Genomic DNA, 23,797 nt, shown 5'->3' with positions numbered 1-23,797 from the left:
CTCATGAACGCCATCACGACGTTTTCGCCATCTAGCTTCGTTGGCGCCGATATCACCGATATCGCCGACTTCATCCACTCCCGGCCTGCCGTACCCGAGCCGGTCGTCGAACGCCGCCAGTATCGCACGATCTGGATCTCCGACGTCCATCTCGGCACGCGCGGGTGCAATGCGGGCATGCTCAACGACTTCCTCGATCACGTCGACAGCGAGACGATGTACCTCGTCGGCGACATGATCGACGGCTGGCGGCTGAAGAAGAAATTCTATTGGCCCGCCGCGCACAACGACGTGATCTGGCGCCTGCTCAAGCGCGCCAAGCGCGGCACCCGCGTCGTCTACATTCCCGGCAACCACGACGAGGTGTTCCGGCAATATTCTGGCCTCGACCTCGGGGGCATCTCGATCCGCCGCAACGCGATCCACGAGACGGCGGACGGTCGTCGCCTTCTGGTCCTCCACGGTGACGAGTTCGACGCGATCACGCTCGCGCATCGCTGGATCGCACATATCGGCGACGCCGCCTACACGATGCTGATGGGGCTAAACCGCTGGGTCAACGGCGCACGCCGCCGGATGGGCATGCCCTATTGGTCGCTGTCGAAGCACGCCAAGGCCAAGGTCAAGAACGCGGTCGCCTTCATCTCGCACTTCGAGGAAGTCGTCGCGCACGCCGCCGGCGTCCGCGGCGTCGAAGGTGTCGTCTGCGGCCACATCCACACCGCCGAAATGCGCGAGATCGCCGGCATCGCCTATTACAACGACGGCGACTGGGTGGAGGGCTGCACCGCGCTGGTCGAGCATTTCGACGGCCACATGGAACTGCTCCACTGGGGCGACGAGATCGCCGCCCGCGAACGCGACAAGGTCGTATCCATGGCCGCCTGAGTTAACCCTCTCCCAGTCGGGGAGAGGGCAAGCCGCGTCAGCGGCGCGAGTGAGGGCAAGTCCACGACGTCGGTGAAAAATGCCCTCACCCTCCCATCCGGCTGCGCCGGCCGGGCCCCTCCCTCTCCCGACGGGAGAGGGTAAGAAAGGATAAGCCGATGCGTATCGCGATCGTCACGGATGCCTGGAGCCCGCAAGTCAACGGTGTCGTCCGCACCCTCCAGGCTGTCCGCCAGGAACTCGAATCGATCGGCCACCAGGTCCTGGTCGTCTCCCCCGAACGCTTCGCCTCGATGCCATGCCCGACCTACCCCGAGATCCGCCTCGCCTTCGCGCGCTCGGGCGCAGTCGGTCGCATGCTCGCCGCATTCGGCGCCGATGCGATCCATCTCGCCACCGAAGGGCCGGTCTGCCTCGCCGCCCGCAACTGGTGCCTGGCCCGCGCGCTCCCATTCACCAGCGCGTATCACACGCAGTTTCCCGACTATATCGCGGCTCGTACCGGCGCGAACCCGGACTGGATCTGGCGCTACATCCGCTGGTTTCACCGGCCCGCGCAGTCGATCCTCGTCTCGACGCCATCGGTCGCGAAGACCCTTGCCGATCACGGCCTGCATCAGGTCCGCGAATGGGGCAGGGGCGTCGACTTCGCCCAGTTTGGTCTCGATGGCGCACGAGACCCCGAGCTGGCGGCATTGCCCGGCCCCATCCTGCTCTATGTCGGCAGGGTTGCCGTCGAGAAGAACATCGAAGCGTTTTTGTCCTCCAGCCACCTCGGCACCAAGGTGGTCGTCGGCGATGGTCCCGCGCGCGCCACGCTCGCTCGTCGCTTTCCACAGGCCGTTTTCCTCGGACATCGTTCCGGTCTCGATCTCGCCGCCGCGTACCGGACTGCCGATGCGCTCGTCTTCCCGAGCCGCACCGACACCTTCGGCCTCGTCATCATCGAAGCGCTCGCCTGCGGGACGCCGGTCGCCGCCTACCCGGTAACCGGCCCGATCGACGTCCTCGACGACCGCGTCGGCGCGATGCACGAGGACCTCGACAGCGCGATCGCCACCGCGCTGACCCGCGACAGCGTCACCTGCGCCGCCTATGCCGCGCGCTACAGCTGGCCCGCCAGCGCACGCCAGTTCCTCCACGCGCTCGTCCCGCTCGACCGCCCCCTGGATCGTCCGCTCCTCGCGGCATGATACGCGTTACGCTTGTTCGCTTGCCTGTTAGCGCCGCGCGCACTAAGTCTCCTTCATGTCAGGCCGCTCCGAAAGGGGCGGCCCTTTCTATTTTTACGGAGTTTCCGCCGTGGCCCAGCCGCTCATGCCCCACGCGACCGCCGCCTGGATGGTCGACAATACCGCGCTCAGCTTCGAGCAGATCGCGGACTTCTGCGGCCTGCACATCCTCGAGATCCAGGCGATCGCCGACGATACGACCTCGACCAAGCTCACCGGTCGCGATCCGGTCCGCGCGCATGAAGTGACGCAGGACGAGATCGACAAGGGTGCCGCCGATCCCGATTACCAGCTCAAGATGATCAAGGGCCCCGAGCAGGTCCGCCGCACCAAGGGCCCGCGCTACACGCCGGTCTCGAAGCGGCAGGACAAGCCCGACGGCATCTCGTGGATCATCCGCAACCACCCGGAGATCACCGACGGCGCGATCTCGCTGCTGATCGGCACGACGCGCACGACGATCGCCGCGATCCGCGACCGCAGCCACTGGAACATCGCCAACATCACGCCGAAGGACCCGGTGACGCTAGGCCTGACCTCGCAGCGTGAACTCGACGCGGCAGTGGCGAAGGCGGCCAAGGCAGCCGGCATGGAAGCCCCGACCGACACCCGCCTCGAAGGCGACCGCGAGGTGCTGCTCCAGCAGCTTCGCGCCGAGCGCACCCAGGCGGCAGCGGACGCACAGTTCGTGGCAGACGGCGGCGTCCTTCCCGTCAAGCCGCTCTTCGACGACCCTTTCAAGCGCTGACCGCACGTCCCCTCCCGCCAGCGGGAGGGGGCAGGGGGTGGCGCACGTTCCCCCCGATCGTCATCCTGACGAAAGTCAGGACCCAGAGCCAAAAACGTCGCCCTACATTATCCTGGATCCTGAACTTCGTCAGGATGACGGGGTGTAGTTCGTCACGTTCGGCAGCACTATCTCCCGCCACATCCAGTTGCTAACCGCAACGGATGGCAACCGCACCCGACACCGATTTCGCGCTGACCAGCCACAAGGGTCTGACCTACCCCTTCGGCGGCGCCGAGCCCGAAGCGGGTGACGTCTTCGAGGTCGCCCCCGGCATCGACTGGGTCCGCCTGAAGATCCCCGGCCCGTTACGCCACGTAAATTGCTGGCTTCTCGCCGACACCGACGGCGACGCGCTGATCGACACCGGCATGAACACCGCGGACGCTCGCGACGCATGGAAAGCCATCTTCAACGGCCCCAAAGCCGGCACCCGCATCACGCGAATGATCGGCACCCACTTCCACCCGGACCATATCGGTCTGGCGGGCTGGATGTGCGACCACCACGCCGCCCCCCTCATCATGACCCGCGCCGAGTGGCTGACCGCGCGCATGCTAGCCGCCGACGCCCGCGACTCCGTCCCCCAAGAAATGCTCGCCTTCTGGCGCGGCGCAGGCTGGGACGCCGCGCAGATCGATCACGCCACCGCCAAGGGCTGGGCCGGCTTCCGAAAGATCATCACGCCGCTCCCGCTCAGCTACACCCGCGTAGAAGACGGCGACACGCTCACGATCGGCGCGCGCGACTGGCGCGTCGTCACCGGCTCCGGCCACTCCCCCGAGCACGCGTGCCTGTACGACGAAGCCGGCGGCATCCTCATCGCCGACGACCAGGTCCTCCCGCGCATCAGCCCCAACGTCTCGCTCGGCGTCACCGAACCGAACGCCGACCCCTTGGGCGAATGGTTCGCCTCGATCGCCAAGCTGAAGACGCTGCCGAAGGACCTGCTCGTCCTCCCCGGCCACGGCGACCCGTTCACCGGCCTCCACACCCGCCTCGATGCGATGGACCGCGAACACCGCGAACGACTCGACGAACTCGCCGTCTTCCTCGCCGAACCCCGCCGCGCGGTCGACTGTTTCGGCCGCCTGTTCCGCCGCCCGATCGGTTCCGACGTGCTCGGCATGGCGACCGGCGAAGCACTCGCGCATCTCCGCCGCCTCGAAGTCGAAGGCCGAGCGACCCGCGAGACGCACGATGGCGTATGGTGGTGGCGCGCGGCCTGAGTTAGCATGCGGCCAAATTCAAGAGGATAGCCCCATGTGCGACGAGCATACCGCAGACGATAACGAAGCGTATCTGGCCGGCGTCTCGCGCCGCCAGTTCGGCGTCATGACCGGCGCGATGGGCCTGACGATGCTGCTGCCCGCCCCCGCCAACGCCGCCGTCATCAAGGGCCGCGACGTCGCGATCGCCACGCCCGACGGCAAGGCCGACGCCTATTTCGTCGCACCCGCCACCGGCAAGCACCCCGGCGTGCTGGTCTGGCCCGACATCATGGGCCTGCGCCCTGCCTTCCGCCAGATGGCCGACCGCCTCGCGCAATCGGGCTATGCGGTGCTCGTCGTCAACCAGTTCTACCGCTCGACCAAGGCGCCTTTCCTGAAGCCCGGCGAATCCTACGACCAACCCGAAGTCAAAAGCCGCATCGCACCATTCCGCGAAGCGCTCACATCCGAAGGAACGGTCCGCGACGCGAAAGCCTTTACCACCTTCATCGACGCGCAACCGCAGGTCGACCGCAAGCGTGGGCTGGCCACCACCGGCTATTGCATGGGCGGCCCGATGGTCATGCGCACTGCCGCAGCCGTCGCGAACCGTATCCGTGCAGGTGCGACGTTCCACGGCGGCGGCTTCGTCACCGACAAGCCCGACAGCCCGCACCTCCTGATCCCGCAGATGAAAGCGCAATACCTCATCGCGATCGCCGCCAATGACGACGCCCGCGCCCCCACCGAGAAGGACACGCTGCGCACGGCGTTCGCCGCTGCGAAATTGCCCGCCGAGATCAAGGTCTACGCCGGCACGATGCACGGCTGGTGCCCGCCCGACTCGAAGGTCTACAATCCGGTCCAGGCGGACAAGGCCTGGGCACGGATGCTCGCGCTGTTCGACAAGGCGCTAGTGTAGGCACCCCCTCTTCGTCATCCTGACGAAAGTCAGGACCCAGAGCCAAATGCGCCGACCCCCATGGCTCTGGATCCTGGGTCAAGCCCAGGATGACGACCGTCGGGGCTGAGGCCTGCGATCTAAAGCGAGCGCTTGACGCAACTCTCGCTCCATGAGACCATCGTTCACGATCCGTTCTCAAGGAGAGTCGCGTGACGCTGATCCTGTACACCAACCCGATGTCCCGCGGTCGCATCGCGCGCTGGATGCTCGAAGAGGTCGGCGCCGAGTACGAGACGGTCGTGCTCGGCTACGACACGACGATGAAGGCCGAGGCGTATCGCGCGATCAACCCGATGGCCAAGGTCCCCGCGCTTGTCCACAACGGCAAGATCATCACCGAATGCGCGGCGATCTGCGCCTATCTCGCCGAAGCATTCCTCGAAGCGGGCCTGGCGCCACAAGCAGATGAACGCGCCGACTACTATCGCTGGCTCTTCTACGCCGCCGGCCCCGTCGAAGCGGCCGTAGGTAACCGCGCACTCGGTGTTGTACCGGATACCGCGCAACAGCGGATGATCGGCTATGGCAGCCTCGACCGCGTCATCGACGTCCTGGAACAGGCGGTTGCGGCGCATCCGTACATCGCTGGCGACCGCTTTACCGCCGCTGACGTCTATGTCGGATCGCAGGTGATCTGGGGCATGCAGTTCGGCTGGCTGCCAAAGCGCCCCACCTTCACCGACTATGCCGCCCGCCTGATCGAACGTCCGGCGTACAAGCGGGCAGGAGAACTGGACGACGCGCTGATCGCTGCCGCAGCCTGAGGTCGACGGATGGCGTGCTACCGGTGACCTCGTCATCCTGACGAAAGTCAGGATCCAGAGCCACGGAGGCTAGTTGTCGGTATCCCGGGTCCTGACTTTCGTCAGGATGACGGTAGAGACTCGGCCGGCACGGCGCATGTGAGATAAGCTTTTTGGCAGAACCTGTTGCGTCCGCAGTCCGTTGGCGCGCACCGGATCGACGTCATACGGGCAGGGGGCGCTGGATGGTCTCGGCTAGAAAGACGGGTCGGCTCACGAACACGACCGGTAGCAATGGCCCGTACAAACCTTGCCCTGACCCTTCCCACGGCCGAGTGGCCGCGGGCCCCTTCCCTCTTCCGTCGGGGAGAGGGAGAGACGCGAAGGCGGCGATAGGTGAGGGCACGCCACCGATTGCAATTGTGGACGCTAAATTCGCTGGCTAGGCGATCGATTAACAACGCCCACTCCAAGCTAAACTAGTATCAACTACTTAGCAGCTAGCCGACTCTCACAAACCCGGATCAGGCCGCCCACTTCGCCAGCCAGTCGGCCAAGGCCTGAGGCCCCATCGACCGAGCATCCGCCAGTTCGGTCTCGTGCCCGGCGTTCAACAGCTTGTTGGTCCGCGGATCGACGACCAGCACCGCCGGGACGCCCTTCAGGCGACCCTTGATGCCGTAGCCCGCCGCAATCTGTCCATTCTTGTCAAAGCGACCGATGTCGACCGTCACCACCACGAACTTACTGTCCACGAAGCGCTTCATCTCGGGCAGGTCGATCGTCCCAGCCAGCAGGCGGCAATCGAGACACCAGTTGCCGCCGAGATCGATCAACAGCCGCTTGTGCGTCTTCAGCGCGCGCGCGCGCGCCGCCGCGACCTGCGCATTGGCATTGGCCGCCTCGTCATACGGCAGCGGCAAAGGCTGGGGCAGCTTGTCGAAGCTCGCCGTGTTGACGTGCGGCGCCGCGACCTTCGCGCGCGGTGCAGCCGGTGCGGCTACCGCGGTGGCGAGCAGGGCAAGGGCGGCGATACGGCTCATCGACATCATTCATATCCTCCGATCACGGCATTGAGGAAGCTCGGGAACGGCCCGTTCCAGCCATCCGCCGGCGCATCGACGACCGGCTCGCGACGACTACGATCCGGTTCTGCCGGAATACGCTCTGACCGCGCCGGTTCCGAACGGGCCGGGTCCGACCGCGCCGGCTCGGAGCGAACAGGTTCGCTCCGAGCGGGTTGCGAGCGGACCGGCTCGGACTGAACAGGCGCGGCGCGAACCGGTTCCACATACTCCGGCTCGATCCGCGCAGGCTCGACGGGCACGGGTGCAACCCGCACCATCTCCGCAACGCGCGGTGCGATCGCAGGTACGGGCTCGTCGATCGGCGTCCGCTCCCAGCGCGGGCGCTTGGCCACCACGACCGGCTCGGCCGCGGCGAGCACTTCGGCGACGATCGCAGGCGCGACCGTGTCTTCGCGCGGTACGCGGCGAGTCCGCGGCCGCTCGCGACCAGCCTCCTCCGCAACCGCGACCGGCGCCACGTCCTCCGAACGTCCCCCGCGACGGCTCCGCGACCGATCGCGACGCGGCGCGTCCTCCTCGGCCTCGACGGCAACCGGCGCGGTCTTCGGCTCGGCAACCTTCAACCGCTCGATCGTCTGCCCGGTAAGCTTCTCGATATTGACGATGTTCTCGGCATCGTCCGGCGCGACGAACGTGTACGCCGTCCCCGTCGCCCCGGCGCGACCCGTCCGGCCGATCCGATGGACGTAATCGTCCGGATGCCAAGGCGCGTCATAGTTGAACACCGTCGACACGCCCTTGATGTCGAGCCCGCGCGCCGCGACGTCCGACGCGACCAGGATCGTCACCGCGCCGGTCTTGAACAGCTCCAGCTCGGCCAGTCGCTGCGGCTGTTCCATGTCGCCGTGGATCTCGCCCGACTTGTAGCCCGCCTGCTTCAGCACCTTGTTGAGGTCGCGCACCGTCGTCTTGCGGTTGCAGAAGATGATCGCGTTGGTCACCTCTTCCTGCGCAAGGATGCGGCGCAGCGTCTCGCGCTTGGCGGTCTGGCTCGGCACCGGCACCAGATACTGCTTGATGTTGAGGTTGGTCGACGCGGGGCGCGACACCTCGATCGTCTTGGGATTGGTCAGGAACTTGTCCGCCAGCTTCTTGATCGGCGGCGGCATCGTCGCCGAGAACAGCAACGTCTGGCGCTGCTTCGGCAGCTTGGTGCAGATTTCCTCGATGTCGGGGATGAAGCCCATGTCGAGCATCCGATCCGCCTCGTCGATCACCAGCATCGAACAGCCGTTGAGCATGATCTTGCCGCGCCCGAACAGGTCCATCAGCCGGCCCGGCGTCGCGATCAGGACGTCGACGCCCTTTTCCAACGCGGCGAGCTGGTCGCCCATCGATACGCCACCGATCAGGAGCGCCATCGAGAGGTTCGAATTGACGCCGTATTTCTCGAAATTCTCCGCCACTTGCGCGGCGAGTTCGCGCGTCGGTTCGAGGATCAGCGAGCGCGGCATCCGCGCGCGGCTACGGCCATGCGCGAGAATGTCGATCATCGGCAGCACGAACGACGCGGTCTTGCCGGTGCCCGTCTGGGCGATACCGATGATGTCGCGCATCATCAGCACCGACGGGATCGCGCCGGCCTGGATCGGGGTCGGCTCGGTATAGCCGGAGTCGGTGACTGCCTTCAGCAGTTCGTCGGAGAGGCCGAGATCGGCAAAACTCATGCAAATGTCCGGTAAATAGAGGGTGAAATGCACTGCCCTCAAGCGTTTTTGCGCTCGCCGATTTAGCGACAAATGTCAAGGAAACGCGGTGAAACGAAGGTGGGGAGGGGGCGGTGAGCGGCATATTTCCGCAAAACCCCCTGTCATCCTGACGAAAGTCAGGATCCAGAGCCAAGCAGCGTACCGTCAGTTACTCTGGATCCTGATTTCGTCAGGCATGACGGAGCGAAGTCAGACTGCGTTCGCCACACACGCGACTGGCCGGCCCCCGCTACTACTTCGGCCGCAAACTCTTGAACCCATCGATCTCGCACCGCGCGCCCGAGCGCATCCGGATCGCATCGCGCGCCTTGCAGACCATCCCGTCGGGCCCCGGTCTCAGATAGAAGCCCGAATAATAATCGAGCGGCCGGCAATCGCCATCGAGCCGCGCGCGCAGCCTGGTCTGGTCGGCCATCAGCAGATCGAGCGCACCGTCCTTGTTCAGCATCGCCCCGGCGATCTCGGCCACCGCGATGCATTTGGGGCCCTTGTGCTCCTTCCATTCGGTCGACCGGTCGAGCGTCCGCATCGTCGTCCGGTTCATCCGGGGTACGCGGATGATGATGCGCTCGTGGATCGAGATCTGCGCGATCTGCAGACGGGACACACGGGTCTGCACCGGGCGCACAGGCGTGTCCCGCGTTGCGGCCGCAGCGGCGGCGGGGCCTGCCAGGGCAAGCAGGGTGGCGGGAATCGCTAGATGGATCATGATGCTGTCGATACCGTTAGGGCCGATCGTTGAACGCGCGATGAATTTTGTCTAGCGCGTGGCCCGTGGCCATTTTTCCGACAGCAACCCTGACCCCTTCGCAAGCCGCCATGCTCGACTCGCTCGCGCCGCAACTCGACCCGAAGGCGATCGTCATCGACCCGGCCGATATCGACCCCTGGCTGCACGACTGGCGCGACCGTTTCCACGGCGCCGCGCCCGCTATGCTCGCACCGAGCTCGACCGCGGCGGTGGCGGCGATCGTCGCGGCTGCCGCCGAGCACCGCGTGCCGCTGGTCGCCCAGGGCGGCAACACCTCGATGGTTGGTGGCGCGACCGCTCCCGCCGATGGCAGCGCGCTAATCCTGTCGTTGCGCCGGATGAACCGTATCCGCAGCCTCGACGCCGACGCAGGTCTCGCCATTGCCGAGGCTGGCGTGATCCTCGCCGACCTCGACGGCGCCGCGCAAGGGCAGGGCTGGCGCTTCCCGCTGACGCTCGGCGCGCGCGGCACGGCGACGATCGGCGGGCTCGTCTCGACCAACGCTGGCGGCACGCAGGTCCTCAAGTTCGGCACCATGCGCGGCCTCGTCGCAGGCGTCGAAGCGGTGCTCGCCGACGGGACGATCTACGACGGCCTGTCCGCACTTAAGAAGGACAACCGCGGCTACGACCTCGACCAGCTCTTCATCGGCGCGGAGGGCACGCTGGCGATCGTTACCGCCGCCACGCTCCGCCTGGCCCCCGCAATTGCAGCGCGCGGCACGGCATGGGTCGGCATCGGCTCGCCCCAGGCCGCGCTGAAACTCCTGCGGACGATGCAGGCGAAGACCGATGCGATCGAGAGCTTCGAGATCCTCCCCGCCGAGTCGCTCGACGCCGCCATCGCCCACCTCCCGAACACCCGCGCGCCGTTAGCCGGCCGCCACCCCTGGCACCTCCTGATTGAGGCGACCTCGGCCACCACCGAAGGCGAGTCCCCGTCCGCGCTGCTCGAACGCCTGCTCGGCAAAGCCCTTGAGGACGGCGCGATCGAAGATGCGACGATCGCCACCAGCGAAGCCCAGTCCACCGCATTCTGGCTGCTCCGCGACTCGCTCTCCGCCGCCGAACGCGCGCTTGGCCCTGCAACGCAGCACGACATCTCGATTCCCGTCGAGACGATGCCACGCTTCATGATCGAGGCGGCGGCGGCGTGCGATGTGCGCTTCCCCGGTACGCACGCCAGCGGGTTCGGCCATCTCGGCGACGGCAACGTCCATTTCCACGTCCGCGCCGCCCCCGGCACCGACCCCGCGCGCTGGTATGCCGAGGACGCGCCGGTCGTCACCCGCTTCGTCGGCGACCTCGTGACGGCGGCCGGCGGCTCGATTTCCGCGGAGCACGGCATAGGCCAGATGAAGCGCGACGAACTCGAACGCCTCTCGTCGCCCGCCCGCATGACCGCGCTCAGGGCGATCAAGTCCGCGCTCGATCCGCTCGGCATCCTCAACCCCGGCAAGCTCGTCACACTTGCACGCCCGCCCGGCGCACCATAGAGCCTCGCCCCAATCGGTGGCATGAGCCACCGGCATTTCGACCGACCGATCCGGAGAGTAACATGGCCAGCACCGCCCAGCTTCCGCTTTTCTACAATGGCCTCGAGCCGCTTTCGAGCGACACGCACGCGAACTACAAGGTCCGCCCGCAGGACAGCGCGCCGTTCCTGGTCGGCCAGCATGCGATCCCGATCACCGTCGACGAGTTTCCGCTGGTCCAGCGTCACATGCCGATCGTCTTCTCGGTCGGCGACGACGCGATCCCGCTCGCGCTGATGGGCCTGAACGAGGGCGTCAACGTGTTCGTCGGCGAAGACGGCAAGCTGACCGAGAACACGTTCTACGTGCCCGCCTATGTCCGCCGCTACCCGTACATGCTTGCGCGCCTGCACCCGGAAGCGCAGGAACTGTCGCTCTGCTTCGACCCGACCTCGCAGGCGCTCGGCGAGTTCGAGGACGGCGATGCGCTGTTCGAGAACGGCCAGCCGACCGAGCTGACCAAGAACATCCTCGGCTTCAACGAGTCGTTCGAACAGGCCGGCGCGCGCACGCAGAACTTCATGAACGAGCTGCGCGAGCTCGAGCTGCTGATGGACGGCGAAGTCACGATCCAGCCCGAGGGCGCGGACCAGCCGTTCGTCTATCGCGGCTTCCAGATGATCAACGAGGAAAAGCTGATCGACCTGCGCGGCGATGCGCTGCGCAAGATGAGCAAGTCGGGCATGCTGCCGCTGCTGTATGCGCACCTGTTCTCGCTGTCGCTGATGCGCGACATCTTCGCGCGCCAGGCCCAGCTCGGCCAGACCCCGCAGCCGCAGATGGCCGCACCGCAGTTCAACGTCTGAGGCTTTCCCACGAGGACGACCCGTGGCGCGCAGTGCGCTACGGGTCGTCCTCGATACCGGTGCCGCTCGACCCCGGACGTACGGATTTAGCAAAATTATTTGCAGTGCGGTGCAACAAGGGTTGAACCAAATCGGCGCTCACCCATTTAGATCCTGTACGGCATCGTGTCCCCCCCTTTCGCGGCGCCGTACGGGACGCTTCTAGCGTCCCTCCTCCCTGAACCTAGGCCACTCCGTGCGACATGCACGGGGTGGTTTTTTTTGGCCTGCGCGATGCGTCGGGCCCGTTCGCTCCTTCCACCCGTTGCGTGCCCGTGGAAGTATTCGAAAGCCTCGACGCGATCCTGCTCGCCGCGCTGGTCCTGCTGGTCCTCGCGCGCAAGTTGAACGTTCCCTATCCGACCCTGCTGGCGGCGGCCGGGATCGGCTTTGCCGCGTTGCCCGTCGCGCCGAAGATCACGGTCGAGCCGCATCTGGCGCTGGCGTTGTTCATCGCCCCCGCGCTGCTGTACGCCGCCTATTACACCAGCCCACGCGCGTTGCGGCGACACTGGTTCCCGCTGCTGAGCCTCGCGGTATTCGCCGTACTTGTCACGGCGTCGGCGGTCGCGCTGGTCGGCGTGACGCTGGGCGGATTGCCGCTCGCCGCCGCGTTCGCGCTCGGAGCGATCGTTGCGCCGCCCGACGCCGCTGCCTCGGAAGCGGTGCTCGGCGAAGTCGGCATCCCGCGCCGCGGCCTGTTGCTGCTCCAGGGCGAGAGCCTGCTCAACGACGCCACCGCGCTGCTGCTGTTCGGCCTCGCGGTGGCGTTCGCGACGCATTCGGATACGCCGGTGACGCCGCTTGCGCTCGCCGCCGCAGTGCCGGGTGGAATCGTGTTCGGGGCCATTGCGTCGTGGCTCTACCTCCGCGTCGCGCCGCTGTTCGCAGGCACGCTCGGCGCGAGCCTCGCCGATTTCGCGGTGACGTTCGGCATCTGGCTGCTCGCCGAGCGGTTGCATATCTCGCCGGTACTGGCGGTCGTCACGTTCGGGATGATCGTGTCGCAGCGCCGTCCGATCGTCCAGCCTGCGCGCGACCGGTTGCAGGGGGCGGCAGTGTGGTCGGCGGCAGTGCTCGTCCTCAATATCATCGCGTTCGCGCTGATGGGGCTGCAATCGCGCGACGTGCTGGTCGGTCTGCCCGCCGCCCAGCGCTGGCCTGCGATCGGGTTTGCCGCCGCGGTGCTGGCGACCGTGCTGGTCACGCGCGTCGCGTGGGTGTTCTTTGTGCGGTTCGTCGAGGGCGTGATCGCCAGCCGCTACGCGCCGTCCTGGCTGCCCAAGCCTCCCCCGTGGAACGCGTCGATCATCCTGTCCTGGTCGGGTATGCGTGGCCTGCTGACACTAGCGACCGCGTTCGCGCTGCCGCGATCGGTGCCGGGGCGCGACCTTATCGTTCTCGCCGCGTTCGCCGTCGTCATCGGTACGCTCGTGTTGCAAGGGCTCACGCTCGGCCCCTTGATCCGCCGTCTCGATCTCGGCGAGGATACCGGGCTCGCCGACGAGATCGCCCCCGCGCGCAAGCGACTGATCGATGCGGGCCTCGCGGTGCTGCCCGCGCGCGAAGGCAAGGCGGCGGATGCGCTACGCTTCCGCTACGGCGCGGCGGGCAAGGTCACCGCGGAAGCGGACGACCCACAGGCGACCTCCGAATTCGACGAACTCCACCTTGAGATGATCGCCTGCCAGCGCGTCGTGCTCCACGAAATGCGCGACAAGGGCGAGGTAGCGGAGGACGTCTATCGCCGCCTCCAGGAGGAACTCGACTGGGCGGAGGTCGACGCGCGCGCGTTCGGCGACAACATCCTCACGGCGACCTGAGGGCAAGCGCGGAACATCGGCACGCGCTACGCGGTTTGAAGAAACCACCGTAGAAAGGGTCGATGCATGTCCGAGGCGAATTCGTGAGCAAGTCCGTGAAGCCTGCACCGCCGACGACGCTCGTGATCTTCGGCGCATTCGGTGACCTGACCCGTCGGCTGCTGATGCCGGCGCTGATCAACATGACCCGGCTCGGGCTGGTCGGTAACGATTTCCACGTGCTCGGTGTCGGTATCGACGAGGGGAACGACGAGTCGTTGCGCAAGGCGCTCGGCAGCTTCGATGCGAAGGGCGGCGAGGGGGCCGGCGAGAAGGGCGACGCCTGGGCGCGGCTCAAGGACCGCGTTGGCTATCTCCAGGGCGATTTCACGAAAGACGAGGTTTACGAACAACTCAAGGCCCGCGTGAAGGGCAACGTAGCATTCTACTTCGCGGTGCCGGCCAAGTTCTTCGGCGACATCGTCGACAAGCTCGCCGACCACGGCCTGATGGCGGAAGCGCCGCACGCGTTCCGCCGGATCGCGATCGAGAAACCGTTCGGGCATGATCTCGCCTCCGCGCAGGCGCTCAACGCGCGCATCCTGTCGAAGGTCGGTGAAGCGCAGGTCTACCGGATCGATCATTTCCTCGGCAAGGAAACCGTCCAGAACATCATGACCGCGCGGTTCGCGAACATGATGATCGAGCGCGTCTGGAATTCGGATTGCATCGCGCACGTCCAGATTACCGCCGCCGAGACGGTCGACGTCGGCACCCGCGGCAAATTCTACGACGGCACCGGCGCGCTCCGCGACATGGTCCCCAACCACCTGTTCCAGCTGCTCGCGATGGTCGCGATGGAGCCGCCCGCGAGCTTCGATGCCGAGGCGATCCGCAACGAAAAGGGCAAGGTCCTCAAAGCCGTCCGCGTCTATTCGCCCGGCAAGGCGAAGCGCAACGGCGTCCGTGGGCAGTATACCGCTGGCAAGGTGAAAGGGGCCGACGTGCTCGCCTATACCGCCAGCCCTGACGTCGCGCCGGACAGCAAGACAGAAACCTATGTCGCGCTGAAGTTGATGGTCGATACGTGGCGCTGGGCGGGCGTGCCGTTCTACCTGCGCACCGGCAAGGCGATGACCTGTCGCGACACCGAGATCGCGATCACCTTCAAGCCGGTCCCGTTCGCGTCGTTCCCTGGAGCCGCCGCCGACATGCTGCCGCCCAACCGCCTGATCATCCAGATCCAGCCCGACGAGGGGCTGAGCATGGACATCAACATCAAACGTCCCGGTCTTGAGGTCGCAACCGCGCCGATCGCGCTCGATTTCCGGTATGCCGACGAATTCGATATCGGTCATCTGACCGGCTACGAGTCGCTGATCTACGACCTGTTCGTCGGCGACCAGACGCTGTTCCAGCGGGCGGATGCGATCGAGGCGGGCTGGGCCGCGGTGCAACCGTTCCTCGACCTCTGGGCGCATGACGCCGGGATGCCGGAGCCGTATGAGGCGGGCACGCTCGGACCTGCCGCAGCGGATGCCCTACTCGCGCACGACGACCACACCTGGCACGAACTCGCGCCTGCGGGGAAGACGGTCCCCTGATACGTCGTCATCCTGACGAAAGTCAGGATCCAGAGCCAAGTGTGTAATGCTGCGTGGCTCTGGATCCCAGCTTTCGCTGGGATGACGAGAAGGTGACGCCGCGCTAGTTCAAACCCGCTCAGTCAGCTCGATCTCGCCCTCGACTTCCATCTCGTCCTCGTCGCCCATCTCGTCCATGTCGGGCATCGTGAAGTCCGCCTTCCAGTCATAGACCTTCTCGACCCCACCCTGCACCCAGACGCGCACCGCGCCCGACGTGATCTCGCCGCCCATCGCGCCGACGAAATCCGCCACCAGCGAATCCGCCGCATCCTCGTGATCGGTCGCGCCGGGGATCGTAGCGGCGGTCATTTCCTCATCGAGTTCGATGATCTGCGCCCAATATTGCTTCGCCATATGTCGCTCCTGCGTAGATGAAAGCCGTCAGCCGGCGGTGATGATGGGATGATCTTCGCGCAGCCGGTCCGCCAGCCGCTCGACCGCGTCGACCTCGCTCGCGCTGCCCGATGGGGTCACCGCCCAGTTGCAATGCGCGTGCGTCGCGAGGCTATAGACCTTTACATCGCCGACGATCAGCCGCCACCGCCGCCGGTCGCCGCTATTGTACCGGACGAGGTTGGTGACGAACAGGCTCTGGAGATCCGATGCGGTCATCCGCGCCCCATAGCGACAAGCGGATCGTCACTGCAAACCGTCGTTACCGTCGCGAGGTCGGCTTGGCCTGCAACGCATCGAGCGCATCGGCATTCCGGCGCCCCCAATCGTACAGCAGCTCGACCGGCTCGACGAACCGCGCGCCGAGCGGCGTCAGCGCATAATCCACCGCGGGCGGCACCGTCCCGTGGACGGTCCGCACGACCAGCCCGGCCGCCTCCATCTCGCGCAGCGTCTGCGTCAGCATCTTCTTCGAGATGCCGGGGATCGATCGCAGCAGTACGCCGGTCCGCGCCGGCCCGTCATGCCGCACGTGCAACGTATGCAGGATCATGCTCGTCCACTTGGTCGCGAACAGCTCCAGCGTCCGCCGCGGCGCGCAATTTTCGCGCCATTCCTCGTCGGCCGTTCCCGCCTGCATGTGGATACCTTCCGGTGCCTATGTCCCCAAAGGGTGCCTTCTAGAAGCGCGTGCGTTCGGTGCCTAGCTGGTAGCGAGCAGATAAGGAGCTGAAGATGGCCAAGACGGCACTGGTAGTAGGGACAAGCGGGATCGTCGGTAGCGCGACCGCCGCGGCATTGGTGAAATCGGGCTGGACCGTCCACGGTCTCGCGCGGCGCCCGACCGAGCAGGACGGCGTCCAGCCCGTCGCGGCGGACCTCCAGGATCCTGCCAGCCTCGAAAAGGCGCTCACCGGCCTCAAGCCCGACGCGGTGTTCATCGCCACCTGGTCGCGGCAGGACAGCGAAGCGGAGAACATTCGCGTCAACGGCGGCATGGTGCGCAACCTGCTCGGCGCGCTTTCGCCAGCAGGTAGCGTTGGCCATGTCGCTCTCGTCACCGGCCTCAAGCACTACCTCGGACCGTTCGAGGCCTACGGGAAGGGCGTCCTCCCGCAGACGCCGTTCCGCGAGGAGCAGGGCCGTCTCGACGTCGAGAACTTCTACTACGCGCAGGAAGACGCGGTGTTCGAGGCCGCCGAGCGCGGCGGCTTTGGCTGGAGCGTCCACCGCCCGCACACGATCATCGGCAAGGCGGTCGGCAATGCGATGAACATGGGAACCACGCTCGCGGTCTACGCGACGCTATGCCGCGAGACCGGTCGCCCGTTCCGCTTCCCCGGCTCGGCCGCGCAGTGGAACGGTCTCACCGACATGACCAGCGCGACGATGCTCGCCGATCATCTGATCTGGGCGGCGACCACCCCCGAGGCGCGCAACGAGGCGTTCAATGTCGTCAACGGCGACGTCTTCCGCTGGAGCTGGATGTGGAGCCGCATCGCCGAGTGGTTCGGGATCGAGCCGGCCCCGTTCGACGGCACCGTGCTCACGCTCGACGAGCAGATGAAGGACGATGCCGGCGTCTGGCGCGAGATCGCCGCGCGCGAAGGTCTGGCGGAAGCCGACCTGTCGCGGCTCGCCTCGCCGTGGCACACCGACGCCGATCTCGGCCGCCCGATCGAGGTGGTAACGGACATGGGCAAGAGCCGCCGATTGGGCTTCAAGGAATACCAGCCCACGGATGACGCCTTCTTCGACCTGTTCGCGGAACTGCGTGCGGATCGGCTGATCCCGTAAATACCGCTCTATTCCGTCATTCCCGCGAAGGCGGGAACCCATACCGGCTGGCCATGCGATCGTGCACGACCGTCGGAGAATATGGGTCCCCGCCTCCGCGGGGATGACGGAAGGTGAGGGTGGGTTAAGGCGTTACGGCTTAACCGCCACCGTCGCCACCACCGCCGGATCATCCCGAAGCTTCAGAAACAGCGCATCCCCAACCGGCTTGGGCACGGTCAGCGAAGCCCCGGTAAACCCTTCCGGCACCCGCACCGCGTCCGCGAACCCCGCATTCGCCGCCACCGAATCGATCAGAAACAGGTCGCTTCCCGCCAGCGCACAGACGTCCTTGCACGTCACCCCGGCCAGCACCGGCACGCGCACCAGGCTCGTCAACGGCACCCAGTCGCCCGCGACGCCGTCCTGCAGCAGCCGCCACCTGAGCGGCCCATGCGCGGACACCCCCAGCGCCTTGCCCGGCTCGACAGAGACCACCGCGATCCGCTCGTCCTGCACGGTCAGCCCGCGCCCCGACGCGACGCTCATCGTCGGCCCGCCGGCGACCGCGCCGATCTCGACGCTCTCCCCCGCCGCGAACCGGGTCGTTCCCTCCGCACGCAGCGAGAAGGTCAGCCGGGCATCCTGCGCGATCGCCGTATCGCCGGCCAGCACGACGGGAAGCCCGGGGGAGGGGGGCGCAACCACACTCTTGGCGATCAGCGTCGCCTTAGGCCGCGCCGCCGCGACGGTGAACTTCACCGATCGCTTCCGCCCACCGGTCAGCGTGACAAGCGCGGTCTTTGTCTGACCCGCCGCGAGCGCCGGACTCGTATCGGCGGCGAGCGGCAGCAGATCGCCTTTGTCCGCGCGCACGACCTCGCCCGGCTTGAACGCCACGCCGTCGACCGTCATCGATGCGACCAGATCGAGCCGGGTTCCCGCCAGCGTTCCCGCCGTATCGCCCGCATACAGCGTCAGGCCATCGATCCGTCCCGCCTCGGCGAGCGCAGTTAGCGCGATCTTCTCCGGCGCTTCGACCCCGTATTGCTTGACCAGCAGCGTCAATTTTCCCGGCGCGGTCTTCGCGAGTGGCAGCGTCAGTCCGATCCGGTCGCCAGTGGTCGTCCACGCCAGCGGCACGTCGCCCGCCGCGCTGGTCAGCGTCACCGCCTCGACGCAGCTTGGCGTCGGCCCGGCGAGCGCCACCGGATTGTCGCGCCCAACCACCAGATTCTCAGGATCGGTATCGACCATCGTCCACCCGCCGGCGCGCGGCACCTGCAAGCGGAACTGCGGACCGTCGAACGGCGTGAACCCCCAACGCCCGTGCAGCTTGGCATCGGTCACCGAACTCAAGCCCGCGGTCTGCATCCCGACCTGATCGAGGACATACCCCCCGCGCTCGGCATCGGCCTGCACCGGCAGTTCGACCACGCCACCCTGCGGCGTCGTCACCCGCAGGCTCATGTCGTGCGCGAACTTGGTCGCATAGATCAGTGGTGCGCCCTCGACCGGCAGCACGAGGTCGGGCTTGGCCGCGCAAACCAGCCGGTCCGCCTCCGCGCGCCGCAACGTCGGCGTCTGCGGCGTGCCCGTCTCGATCACCGGCATCGCGACGACCATCACCGATTTCGGGCTGGCGAACGATGGCGCCGCGTTCAGCAACAACGCCATCCGATCGTCATGCAACCGCGCCAATGCCGGAATATAGCGGAACTGCGTCGACTGGAACGCACCGAAGATCTTCGCCAGATCGCGCACTACGCCGATATACGGGCTGTAGTACCCAAGCCCGCCCGCCGGCGTCGCGCTGAGTTGCAGCGCCAGGTCGGTCGGTGCCCCCACCAGCGTATCTGCCAGCGTCGAGCTCTGGCCATCCGCCAGCACCAGCGAATCGCGGCTCTGCGTGAGGCAGGAGGCTTGCAGATCGGCGGCGAGATCGAGGCATTCCGCCTTCAGCTTGATCGACAGGCTGCGCGACAGCAGCGGCGATACCGCTTCGATCCGCTCCGGCCGCGTCCGCTCCAGCGCATGAATACTATCGAGAAACGCATCAAGCCGCGCGCGATCAAGCGACGCCTGATCGAGATCCTGGACCGCGCGGACGAACGCTCCCGGCTGCTTGCGGACCGCCGCGACGACGGTATCGAACCCACCGCTGTCGGGCACAAGGAACACCACCAACTGCCGCGCCCCGTCAGGTACCTTCAACGTCAGCGCGGCCTTTTTCGTTTTCCACGTCTCGGCCTTGTAAAACCACGACTTCGGCGGCGGCTCGGTCGCACCGCGCAAAAACCCCGCGACCAGCAGATAGCGCTCGGCATCGTCCTTCTTGCCCGTCGGCAGGTCGGCGGCGATCGTCACGCGGTCGCCGGTCGCGAGCCGCGGCACCTGCGCGATCGGCAGAGTCGTCGTCCCGTGCGTCACGCCGACGCGCAAATTCGGCCCGGTCAGGTCGAACGGCGCGGGATCGGCGTTGGCGATCGTCGGCGCGAGCGCCGCGGCCAGAGCACAGAGCGGAAGAAAGCGAAGCATCATCGGGGTGAGTCTCGTCGTCATGGGCGCAGCGATGACCTGCGCCGGTGTCCAGATTAGGGCAAGCGCGGCGCGTCGATCGCCCCCTTGATCCAACCCGCGCGGTGCCGCACACGAAGCGCTACTCGGGGAAGGGGACAACTACATGACGATCGCCAGGATTCTCGCCGCAGCCTTGCTTGCCGGCACGGCCACCACCGCGGACGCAAAGACGGTCGTGGTCACCGCAGCGCACATGATCGACGTCCTTGCCGGCAAGCGCGTCGACAACCCGCAGGTGACGATCGTCGACGGCCGCATCACCGCGGTCGGGCGCAAAGGCGATGCCGTGCCCACCGGTGCCGAACGCGTCGATCTGGGCGAGCGCACGCTGCTTCCCGGCCTGATCGACATGCACGTCCATCTGACCAGCGATCCGACGCTCAGCGGGTATCGCACGCTCGAATTCACCGACAATTTCTGGACCGTGGTCGGCGTCGCCAATGCGCGCAAAACGCTCGACGCGGGCTTCACTACCGTGCGCAACGTCGGCTCGGCCAATTACGACGACGTCGCGCTCAAGCAGGGTATCGAGCGCGGCTACGTCCCCGGCCCGCGCATCGTCCCCGCCACTTACGCGCTCGGCGCGACCGGCGGCCACTGCGACGCAACCGAATTCCCGCCCTCGATCCAGGTCCCGCACCCGCAGATCGCCAACACGCCCGATGAATTCCGCGGCGCCGTACGGACGATCCGCAAATACGGCGCCGAGGTGGTCAAGGTCTGCATGACCGGCGGCGTCCTGTCGAAGACCGACAGCGTCGGCGCACAGCAGATCAGCCTCCCCGAGATCAAGGCGATCGTCGACGAAGCGCACATGCTCGGCATGAAGGTCGCGGTCCACGCCCACGGCACCGAAGGCATCAACGACGCACTCCGCGCGGGTGTCGACACGATCGAACACGCGAGCTTGGCTGACGCCGAATCGTTCAAGCTCGCCAAGGCCAGCGGCGCGTGGTTCGACATGGATATCTACGACGACGACTATATCCTCGCCGAGGGCGCGAAGAACGGCGTCTTCGCCGAAAGCCTCGAAAAGGAACGCGCGATCGGCCTCAAGCAGCGCCAGACCTTCCGCGCGGCGCACGCCGCCGGGGTGAAGATGCTGTTCGGCACCGACGGCGGCGTCTACCCCAACGGCAACAACGCGCTCCAGTTCGCCAAGATGGTCGAATGGGGCATGACGCCGCTGGAGGCGATCCAGGCCGCCACCTCCAGTGCCGCGACCGCGCTCGGACGCGCCGCCGACGTCGGCGCGATCCAGCCCGGCCGCTTCGGCGACCTGATCGCGGTCGAAGGCGACCCGCTCGCCGACGTCCGCCAGTTGGAGCACCCTGCATTCGTCATGAAGGGCGGCGCGGTCGTCGTCGCAGCCCACTAAGTCACGCGGACCGGAACAGCGTCTGGTTCCCCCGCGAAAGCGGGGGCCAGGAATGACACGCGCTACATTCGCAACGCTGAAATGCCGCCTTCGCGGAAGCACCACTCAAGCAATGAATCGGACATATGCATCACAAAAATGCGCAGACTTCAGAGATCTTTGGTGTGATGTAAGATATGTGAGTTTTGCATCAGATGCATAGTTGGCACGCACTTTTTCAGCAGCCTATTAGGTCTGATAAAGCCCGTGGATATGTTTCAGCGCCGCAGCGTCACACTGCCGCGCGCGACGGGTGAACTGCGTTACCGTCGCACCAGTGGTCTTCACAAAATCCTCCACCAGCAGCGTCGTCTCGCGATAATCCAGTTCGAATCCTTCGAGTAGGATCAGAGCCACGCCACGTTCGACCATCCGCGTCGCCTCTGGCGCTGCGGCGGTGTACATCCGCCGAATGTGGCCGAGGTATTGTCTCATGACAGCGTACCGGAAATTTGGTGACGCCGATCGCTTTACCGCGCACCAATCGTCGGCCGACAATGTGTCGAGCGGCTTGAATAGTGCTTCGATGTACTTGTCCCATTCGCGTGGGTTGGCTCCAACCGTCTCGATCAGAGCAAGGGTCTGTTGTCTGTTGTCCAACTCAACCTCCCGCCGGAATCATGTAGTTGCCTTCGGCATATACCGGGATGTGAGTAGCATCCGTGATTAAGTGGCGATCGATGAGCGATTCTATACGTGAGGGGTAGCGCTCAGGCTGCTTTCGGAAAGCTGCCGCGCACCAGCGAGTTCCGCAGCGCGGTACCGACAGCCGCAGCACCGCAACTCCTCTATCAACCCTCCGCACAATCCTGTCGAAGGCCCACGCCCAAGGGGGAAGGCCGCGGTGACACTGCGTTCCAGACGCCCAGTGTCGACACCCTGCTCACCGATTCGGGCCGTCGGCATTTCATCGTTACCTAGGCGCGGTTCGTCGCATGACGGCTTGCCGTCGCAGCAGGTTCAGCCTCCCCCGAGCACAACGCCGCGAGACCGCGCGCAGGGGATTTCGACGATGACGACCGACCGCGGGGCGCTGGCCGCCCTGCTCGCCACCATGACAGTCTTCGGGACCGTCCTGGGCACTGCCGCGACATCGGCAGCCGCGCAGACCGAGCCAGCCGCACCAGTACGCGGCCTGGAGCGTCTCCAGACGCCCGGTACACAGCCGACCCCGGACGCGAGCTCGATACCGGTCCCCGCCGCACCGACGATCGTCCTGCCGAGCGCATCGCCGACCCCATCGCCGACAACCGCGCCGGTCCCGCGTAACGCGTCGCCACCACGCGTGACGACCACCACCGCCTCCGACCGCGCGGCAAGGGATCGCCCGGCTACCAATCCAGCAGCGACCGATCGAACGACCGGCGAACGCGCGGCCAACCGCCGCACGTCGGAAACTGCGACCCAACCGCGGACGTCGGAGCCCGACCAGACGCGGACGTCGACGCCTGCCGAGCCGCCCGTCACGGCGCCGACGCAAGAGCCCGTGCCGGCTCCCCAGTCTTCGCCGAGCGCGACCGCCCCCTCCGAAGCTGCGCCGCAACCCGCCACACCGACCGCGACGCCCGAGTCCACGCTCTCCGCGCCGGAAACGGGCAGGTCGATGCCGCTGTGGCTGTCGCTGACGGCGATCGTCGTGGTTCTCGGTGCGCTATGGGCACTCCGCCGCAAACCGCGCGGCAGTCGATTCGACCGAATCGAACCCGAAGCCTATGTCGAGCCTACCCCCGAGCCTGCCCCCGAGCCCGCCGCTCCGACTCCCCCGGCTCCCGCTGAACCGGTGATATCGTCGACGCCCGCTTCGCCTGCCGTCACACCGGTCGCCGTAGCCGGTGCGGCCATACCCGCGAGCGCACCCAAATTTCTCGAGCCTAGGACGAAGGTCGCGCCTACGCCGCCTGCTGCCGCCCGCGCACGACTGACATGCGAACTCCGCCCCCTGCGCGCGGGCCTCAATATGCTCAGCGCCACCGTCGAGTGCGAACTCATCATCACCAACACGGGGGCCGCATCGGCCGAGGCGATCCGGACCGGCGTCGCGCTGCTCACCGCGCATGCCGATCAGGACATGGACCTTGCGCAGTTCAACGCCGCGCCCGTGGTCCGTCCCGCCGCGCCGCCCTTCGCCTTGGCCGCAGGCGAAACGCGCACCATCCGCACCGTCGCCGCGATTGCGCGCGAGGCGATCCGCACGATGACGGCCGCCAACCGCCCGATGTTCGTGCCCGTTCTCGCGACGAATATTCTCTATGCGACGGCCGGCGACGACGCGCAGACCGCTCGCGCGTGGGTGGTCGGTATCGAGCGTACCGACTCCGCCAAGCTCGCTCCGTTCTGGCTAGACGGCCCGGCGAAGATGTTCACCACCGTCGCGGCAAGACCTCACGCGGCGACGTTCGAGCGCTGATCCCCAGGCTGTAGCCTGCGATC

General features: G+C 66.6%; 21 protein-coding genes. 13 read left to right on the top strand and 8 right to left on the bottom strand.

The genetic code is table 11. The annotated features are described in order from the left end of the window. The first annotated feature begins 3 nt into the window (after positions 1–3). The 6 genes from C8J47_RS13115 (at position 4) to C8J47_RS13090 (ending at position 5,846) form a co-directional block, all read left to right on the top strand. Complete coding sequence (locus C8J47_RS13115; protein WP_121886010.1) at positions 4–888, top strand: UDP-2,3-diacylglucosamine diphosphatase; 885 nt, start codon at positions 4–6, stop codon at positions 886–888. A 158-nt stretch (positions 889–1,046) separates the two neighbouring features. Further along, a complete protein-coding gene (locus C8J47_RS13110; protein WP_121886009.1) occupies positions 1,047–2,081 on the top strand; it encodes a glycosyltransferase family 1 protein in 1,035 nt (344 codons plus the stop codon). Positions 2,082–2,190: 109 nt separating this feature from the next. Beyond that, complete coding sequence (locus C8J47_RS13105) at positions 2,191–2,868, top strand: DUF1013 domain-containing protein (protein WP_055873545.1); 678 nt, start codon at positions 2,191–2,193, stop codon at positions 2,866–2,868. Positions 2,869–3,071: 203 nt separating this feature from the next. Beyond that, the gene (locus tag C8J47_RS13100; RefSeq protein WP_121886008.1) at positions 3,072–4,136 is read left to right on the top strand and encodes an MBL fold metallo-hydrolase; all 1,065 of its coding nucleotides are present in this window, start codon (positions 3,072–3,074) and stop codon (positions 4,134–4,136) included. Between the two features lie 34 nt (positions 4,137–4,170). Then, a complete protein-coding gene (locus C8J47_RS13095) occupies positions 4,171–5,040 on the top strand; it encodes a dienelactone hydrolase family protein (RefSeq protein ID WP_121886007.1) in 870 nt (289 codons plus the stop codon). A 191-nt stretch (positions 5,041–5,231) separates the two neighbouring features. Beyond that, positions 5,232–5,846, top strand: a complete 615-nt coding sequence (locus tag C8J47_RS13090; protein WP_121886006.1) for a glutathione S-transferase family protein — start codon at positions 5,232–5,234, stop codon at positions 5,844–5,846. Positions 5,847–6,349: 503 nt separating this feature from the next. Here the strand turns inward: C8J47_RS13090 and C8J47_RS13085 are convergent. From C8J47_RS13085 to C8J47_RS13075, 3 genes are all read right to left on the bottom strand, one after another. Continuing rightward, positions 6,350–6,868 (bottom strand): thioredoxin family protein, encoded by a 519-nt coding sequence (locus C8J47_RS13085; RefSeq protein WP_121886242.1) that lies wholly within the window; start codon positions 6,866–6,868, stop codon positions 6,350–6,352. Positions 6,869–6,873: 5 nt separating this feature from the next. Then, entirely contained in the window at positions 6,874–8,580 is a 1,707-nt protein-coding gene (locus tag C8J47_RS13080) for a DEAD/DEAH box helicase (protein WP_121886005.1), read from the bottom strand. A 274-nt stretch (positions 8,581–8,854) separates the two neighbouring features. Further along, entirely contained in the window at positions 8,855–9,331 is a 477-nt protein-coding gene (locus tag C8J47_RS13075; protein ID WP_259467540.1) for a hypothetical protein, read from the bottom strand. 110 nt (positions 9,332–9,441) lie between these two features. Here C8J47_RS13075 and C8J47_RS13070 point away from each other — a divergent pair, with 110 nt between their 5' ends. The 4 genes from C8J47_RS13070 (at position 9,442) to zwf (ending at position 15,159) form a co-directional block, all read left to right on the top strand. Then, positions 9,442–10,869: an FAD-binding oxidoreductase gene (locus C8J47_RS13070; RefSeq protein ID WP_121886004.1), complete on the top strand. Its 1,428-nt coding sequence runs from the start codon at positions 9,442–9,444 to the stop codon at positions 10,867–10,869. Between the two features lie 62 nt (positions 10,870–10,931). Next, entirely contained in the window at positions 10,932–11,714 is a 783-nt protein-coding gene (locus tag C8J47_RS13065; RefSeq protein ID WP_121886003.1) for a SapC family protein, read from the top strand. Between the two features lie 314 nt (positions 11,715–12,028). Further along, a complete protein-coding gene (locus C8J47_RS13060) occupies positions 12,029–13,576 on the top strand; it encodes a sodium:proton antiporter (protein WP_121886002.1) in 1,548 nt (515 codons plus the stop codon). Between the two features lie 83 nt (positions 13,577–13,659). After that, positions 13,660–15,159: a glucose-6-phosphate dehydrogenase gene (gene zwf, locus C8J47_RS13055; RefSeq protein WP_259467539.1), complete on the top strand. Its 1,500-nt coding sequence runs from the start codon at positions 13,660–13,662 to the stop codon at positions 15,157–15,159. Between the two features lie 108 nt (positions 15,160–15,267). Here zwf and C8J47_RS13050 read toward each other — a convergent pair whose 3' ends face one another. From C8J47_RS13050 to C8J47_RS13040, 3 genes are read right to left on the bottom strand one after another with little or no spacing between them, the layout of a single operon-like run. Next, on the bottom strand, positions 15,268–15,555 hold the full coding sequence (locus C8J47_RS13050) for a hypothetical protein (protein WP_056047554.1): 288 nt from the start codon (positions 15,553–15,555) through the stop codon (positions 15,268–15,270). A 27-nt stretch (positions 15,556–15,582) separates the two neighbouring features. Beyond that, positions 15,583–15,813 (bottom strand): hypothetical protein, encoded by a 231-nt coding sequence (locus C8J47_RS13045; RefSeq protein WP_056047557.1) that lies wholly within the window; start codon positions 15,811–15,813, stop codon positions 15,583–15,585. 43 nt (positions 15,814–15,856) lie between these two features. After that, positions 15,857–16,234: a helix-turn-helix domain-containing protein gene (locus C8J47_RS13040; protein WP_121886000.1), complete on the bottom strand. Its 378-nt coding sequence runs from the start codon at positions 16,232–16,234 to the stop codon at positions 15,857–15,859. Between the two features lie 95 nt (positions 16,235–16,329). Between C8J47_RS13040 and C8J47_RS13035 the strand changes: the two genes are divergently transcribed. Continuing rightward, positions 16,330–17,391 (top strand): SDR family oxidoreductase, encoded by a 1,062-nt coding sequence (locus tag C8J47_RS13035; RefSeq protein ID WP_121885999.1) that lies wholly within the window; start codon positions 16,330–16,332, stop codon positions 17,389–17,391. Between the two features lie 132 nt (positions 17,392–17,523). Here the strand turns inward: C8J47_RS13035 and C8J47_RS13030 are convergent, their stop codons facing one another. Next, positions 17,524–19,932 carry a hypothetical protein gene (locus tag C8J47_RS13030; protein WP_147454328.1) on the bottom strand — a complete coding sequence of 803 codons (2,409 nt, stop codon included), beginning with the start codon at positions 19,930–19,932 and terminating at the stop codon, positions 17,524–17,526. Positions 19,933–20,053: 121 nt separating this feature from the next. Between C8J47_RS13030 and C8J47_RS13025 the strand changes: the two genes are divergently transcribed. Further along, on the top strand, positions 20,054–21,328 hold the full coding sequence (locus tag C8J47_RS13025; RefSeq protein ID WP_183129107.1) for an amidohydrolase family protein: 1,275 nt from the start codon (positions 20,054–20,056) through the stop codon (positions 21,326–21,328). 228 nt (positions 21,329–21,556) lie between these two features. Here C8J47_RS13025 and C8J47_RS18940 read toward each other — a convergent pair whose 3' ends face one another. Next, the gene (locus tag C8J47_RS18940; protein ID WP_147454327.1) at positions 21,557–21,967 is read right to left on the bottom strand and encodes a hypothetical protein; all 411 of its coding nucleotides are present in this window, start codon (positions 21,965–21,967) and stop codon (positions 21,557–21,559) included. 412 nt (positions 21,968–22,379) lie between these two features. Here C8J47_RS18940 and C8J47_RS13015 point away from each other — a divergent pair, with 412 nt between their 5' ends. Further along, positions 22,380–23,774: a hypothetical protein gene (locus C8J47_RS13015; RefSeq protein ID WP_121885996.1), complete on the top strand. Its 1,395-nt coding sequence runs from the start codon at positions 22,380–22,382 to the stop codon at positions 23,772–23,774. Positions 23,775–23,797: the final 23 nt, after the last annotated feature.

It is taken from the genome of Sphingomonas sp. PP-F2F-G114-C0414 (assembly GCF_003688595.1).
In the GTDB taxonomy this organism is placed as follows: Bacteria; Pseudomonadota; Alphaproteobacteria; order Sphingomonadales; family Sphingomonadaceae; genus Sphingomonas.
This window is presented reverse-complemented; position numbering and strand designations above follow the sequence as displayed.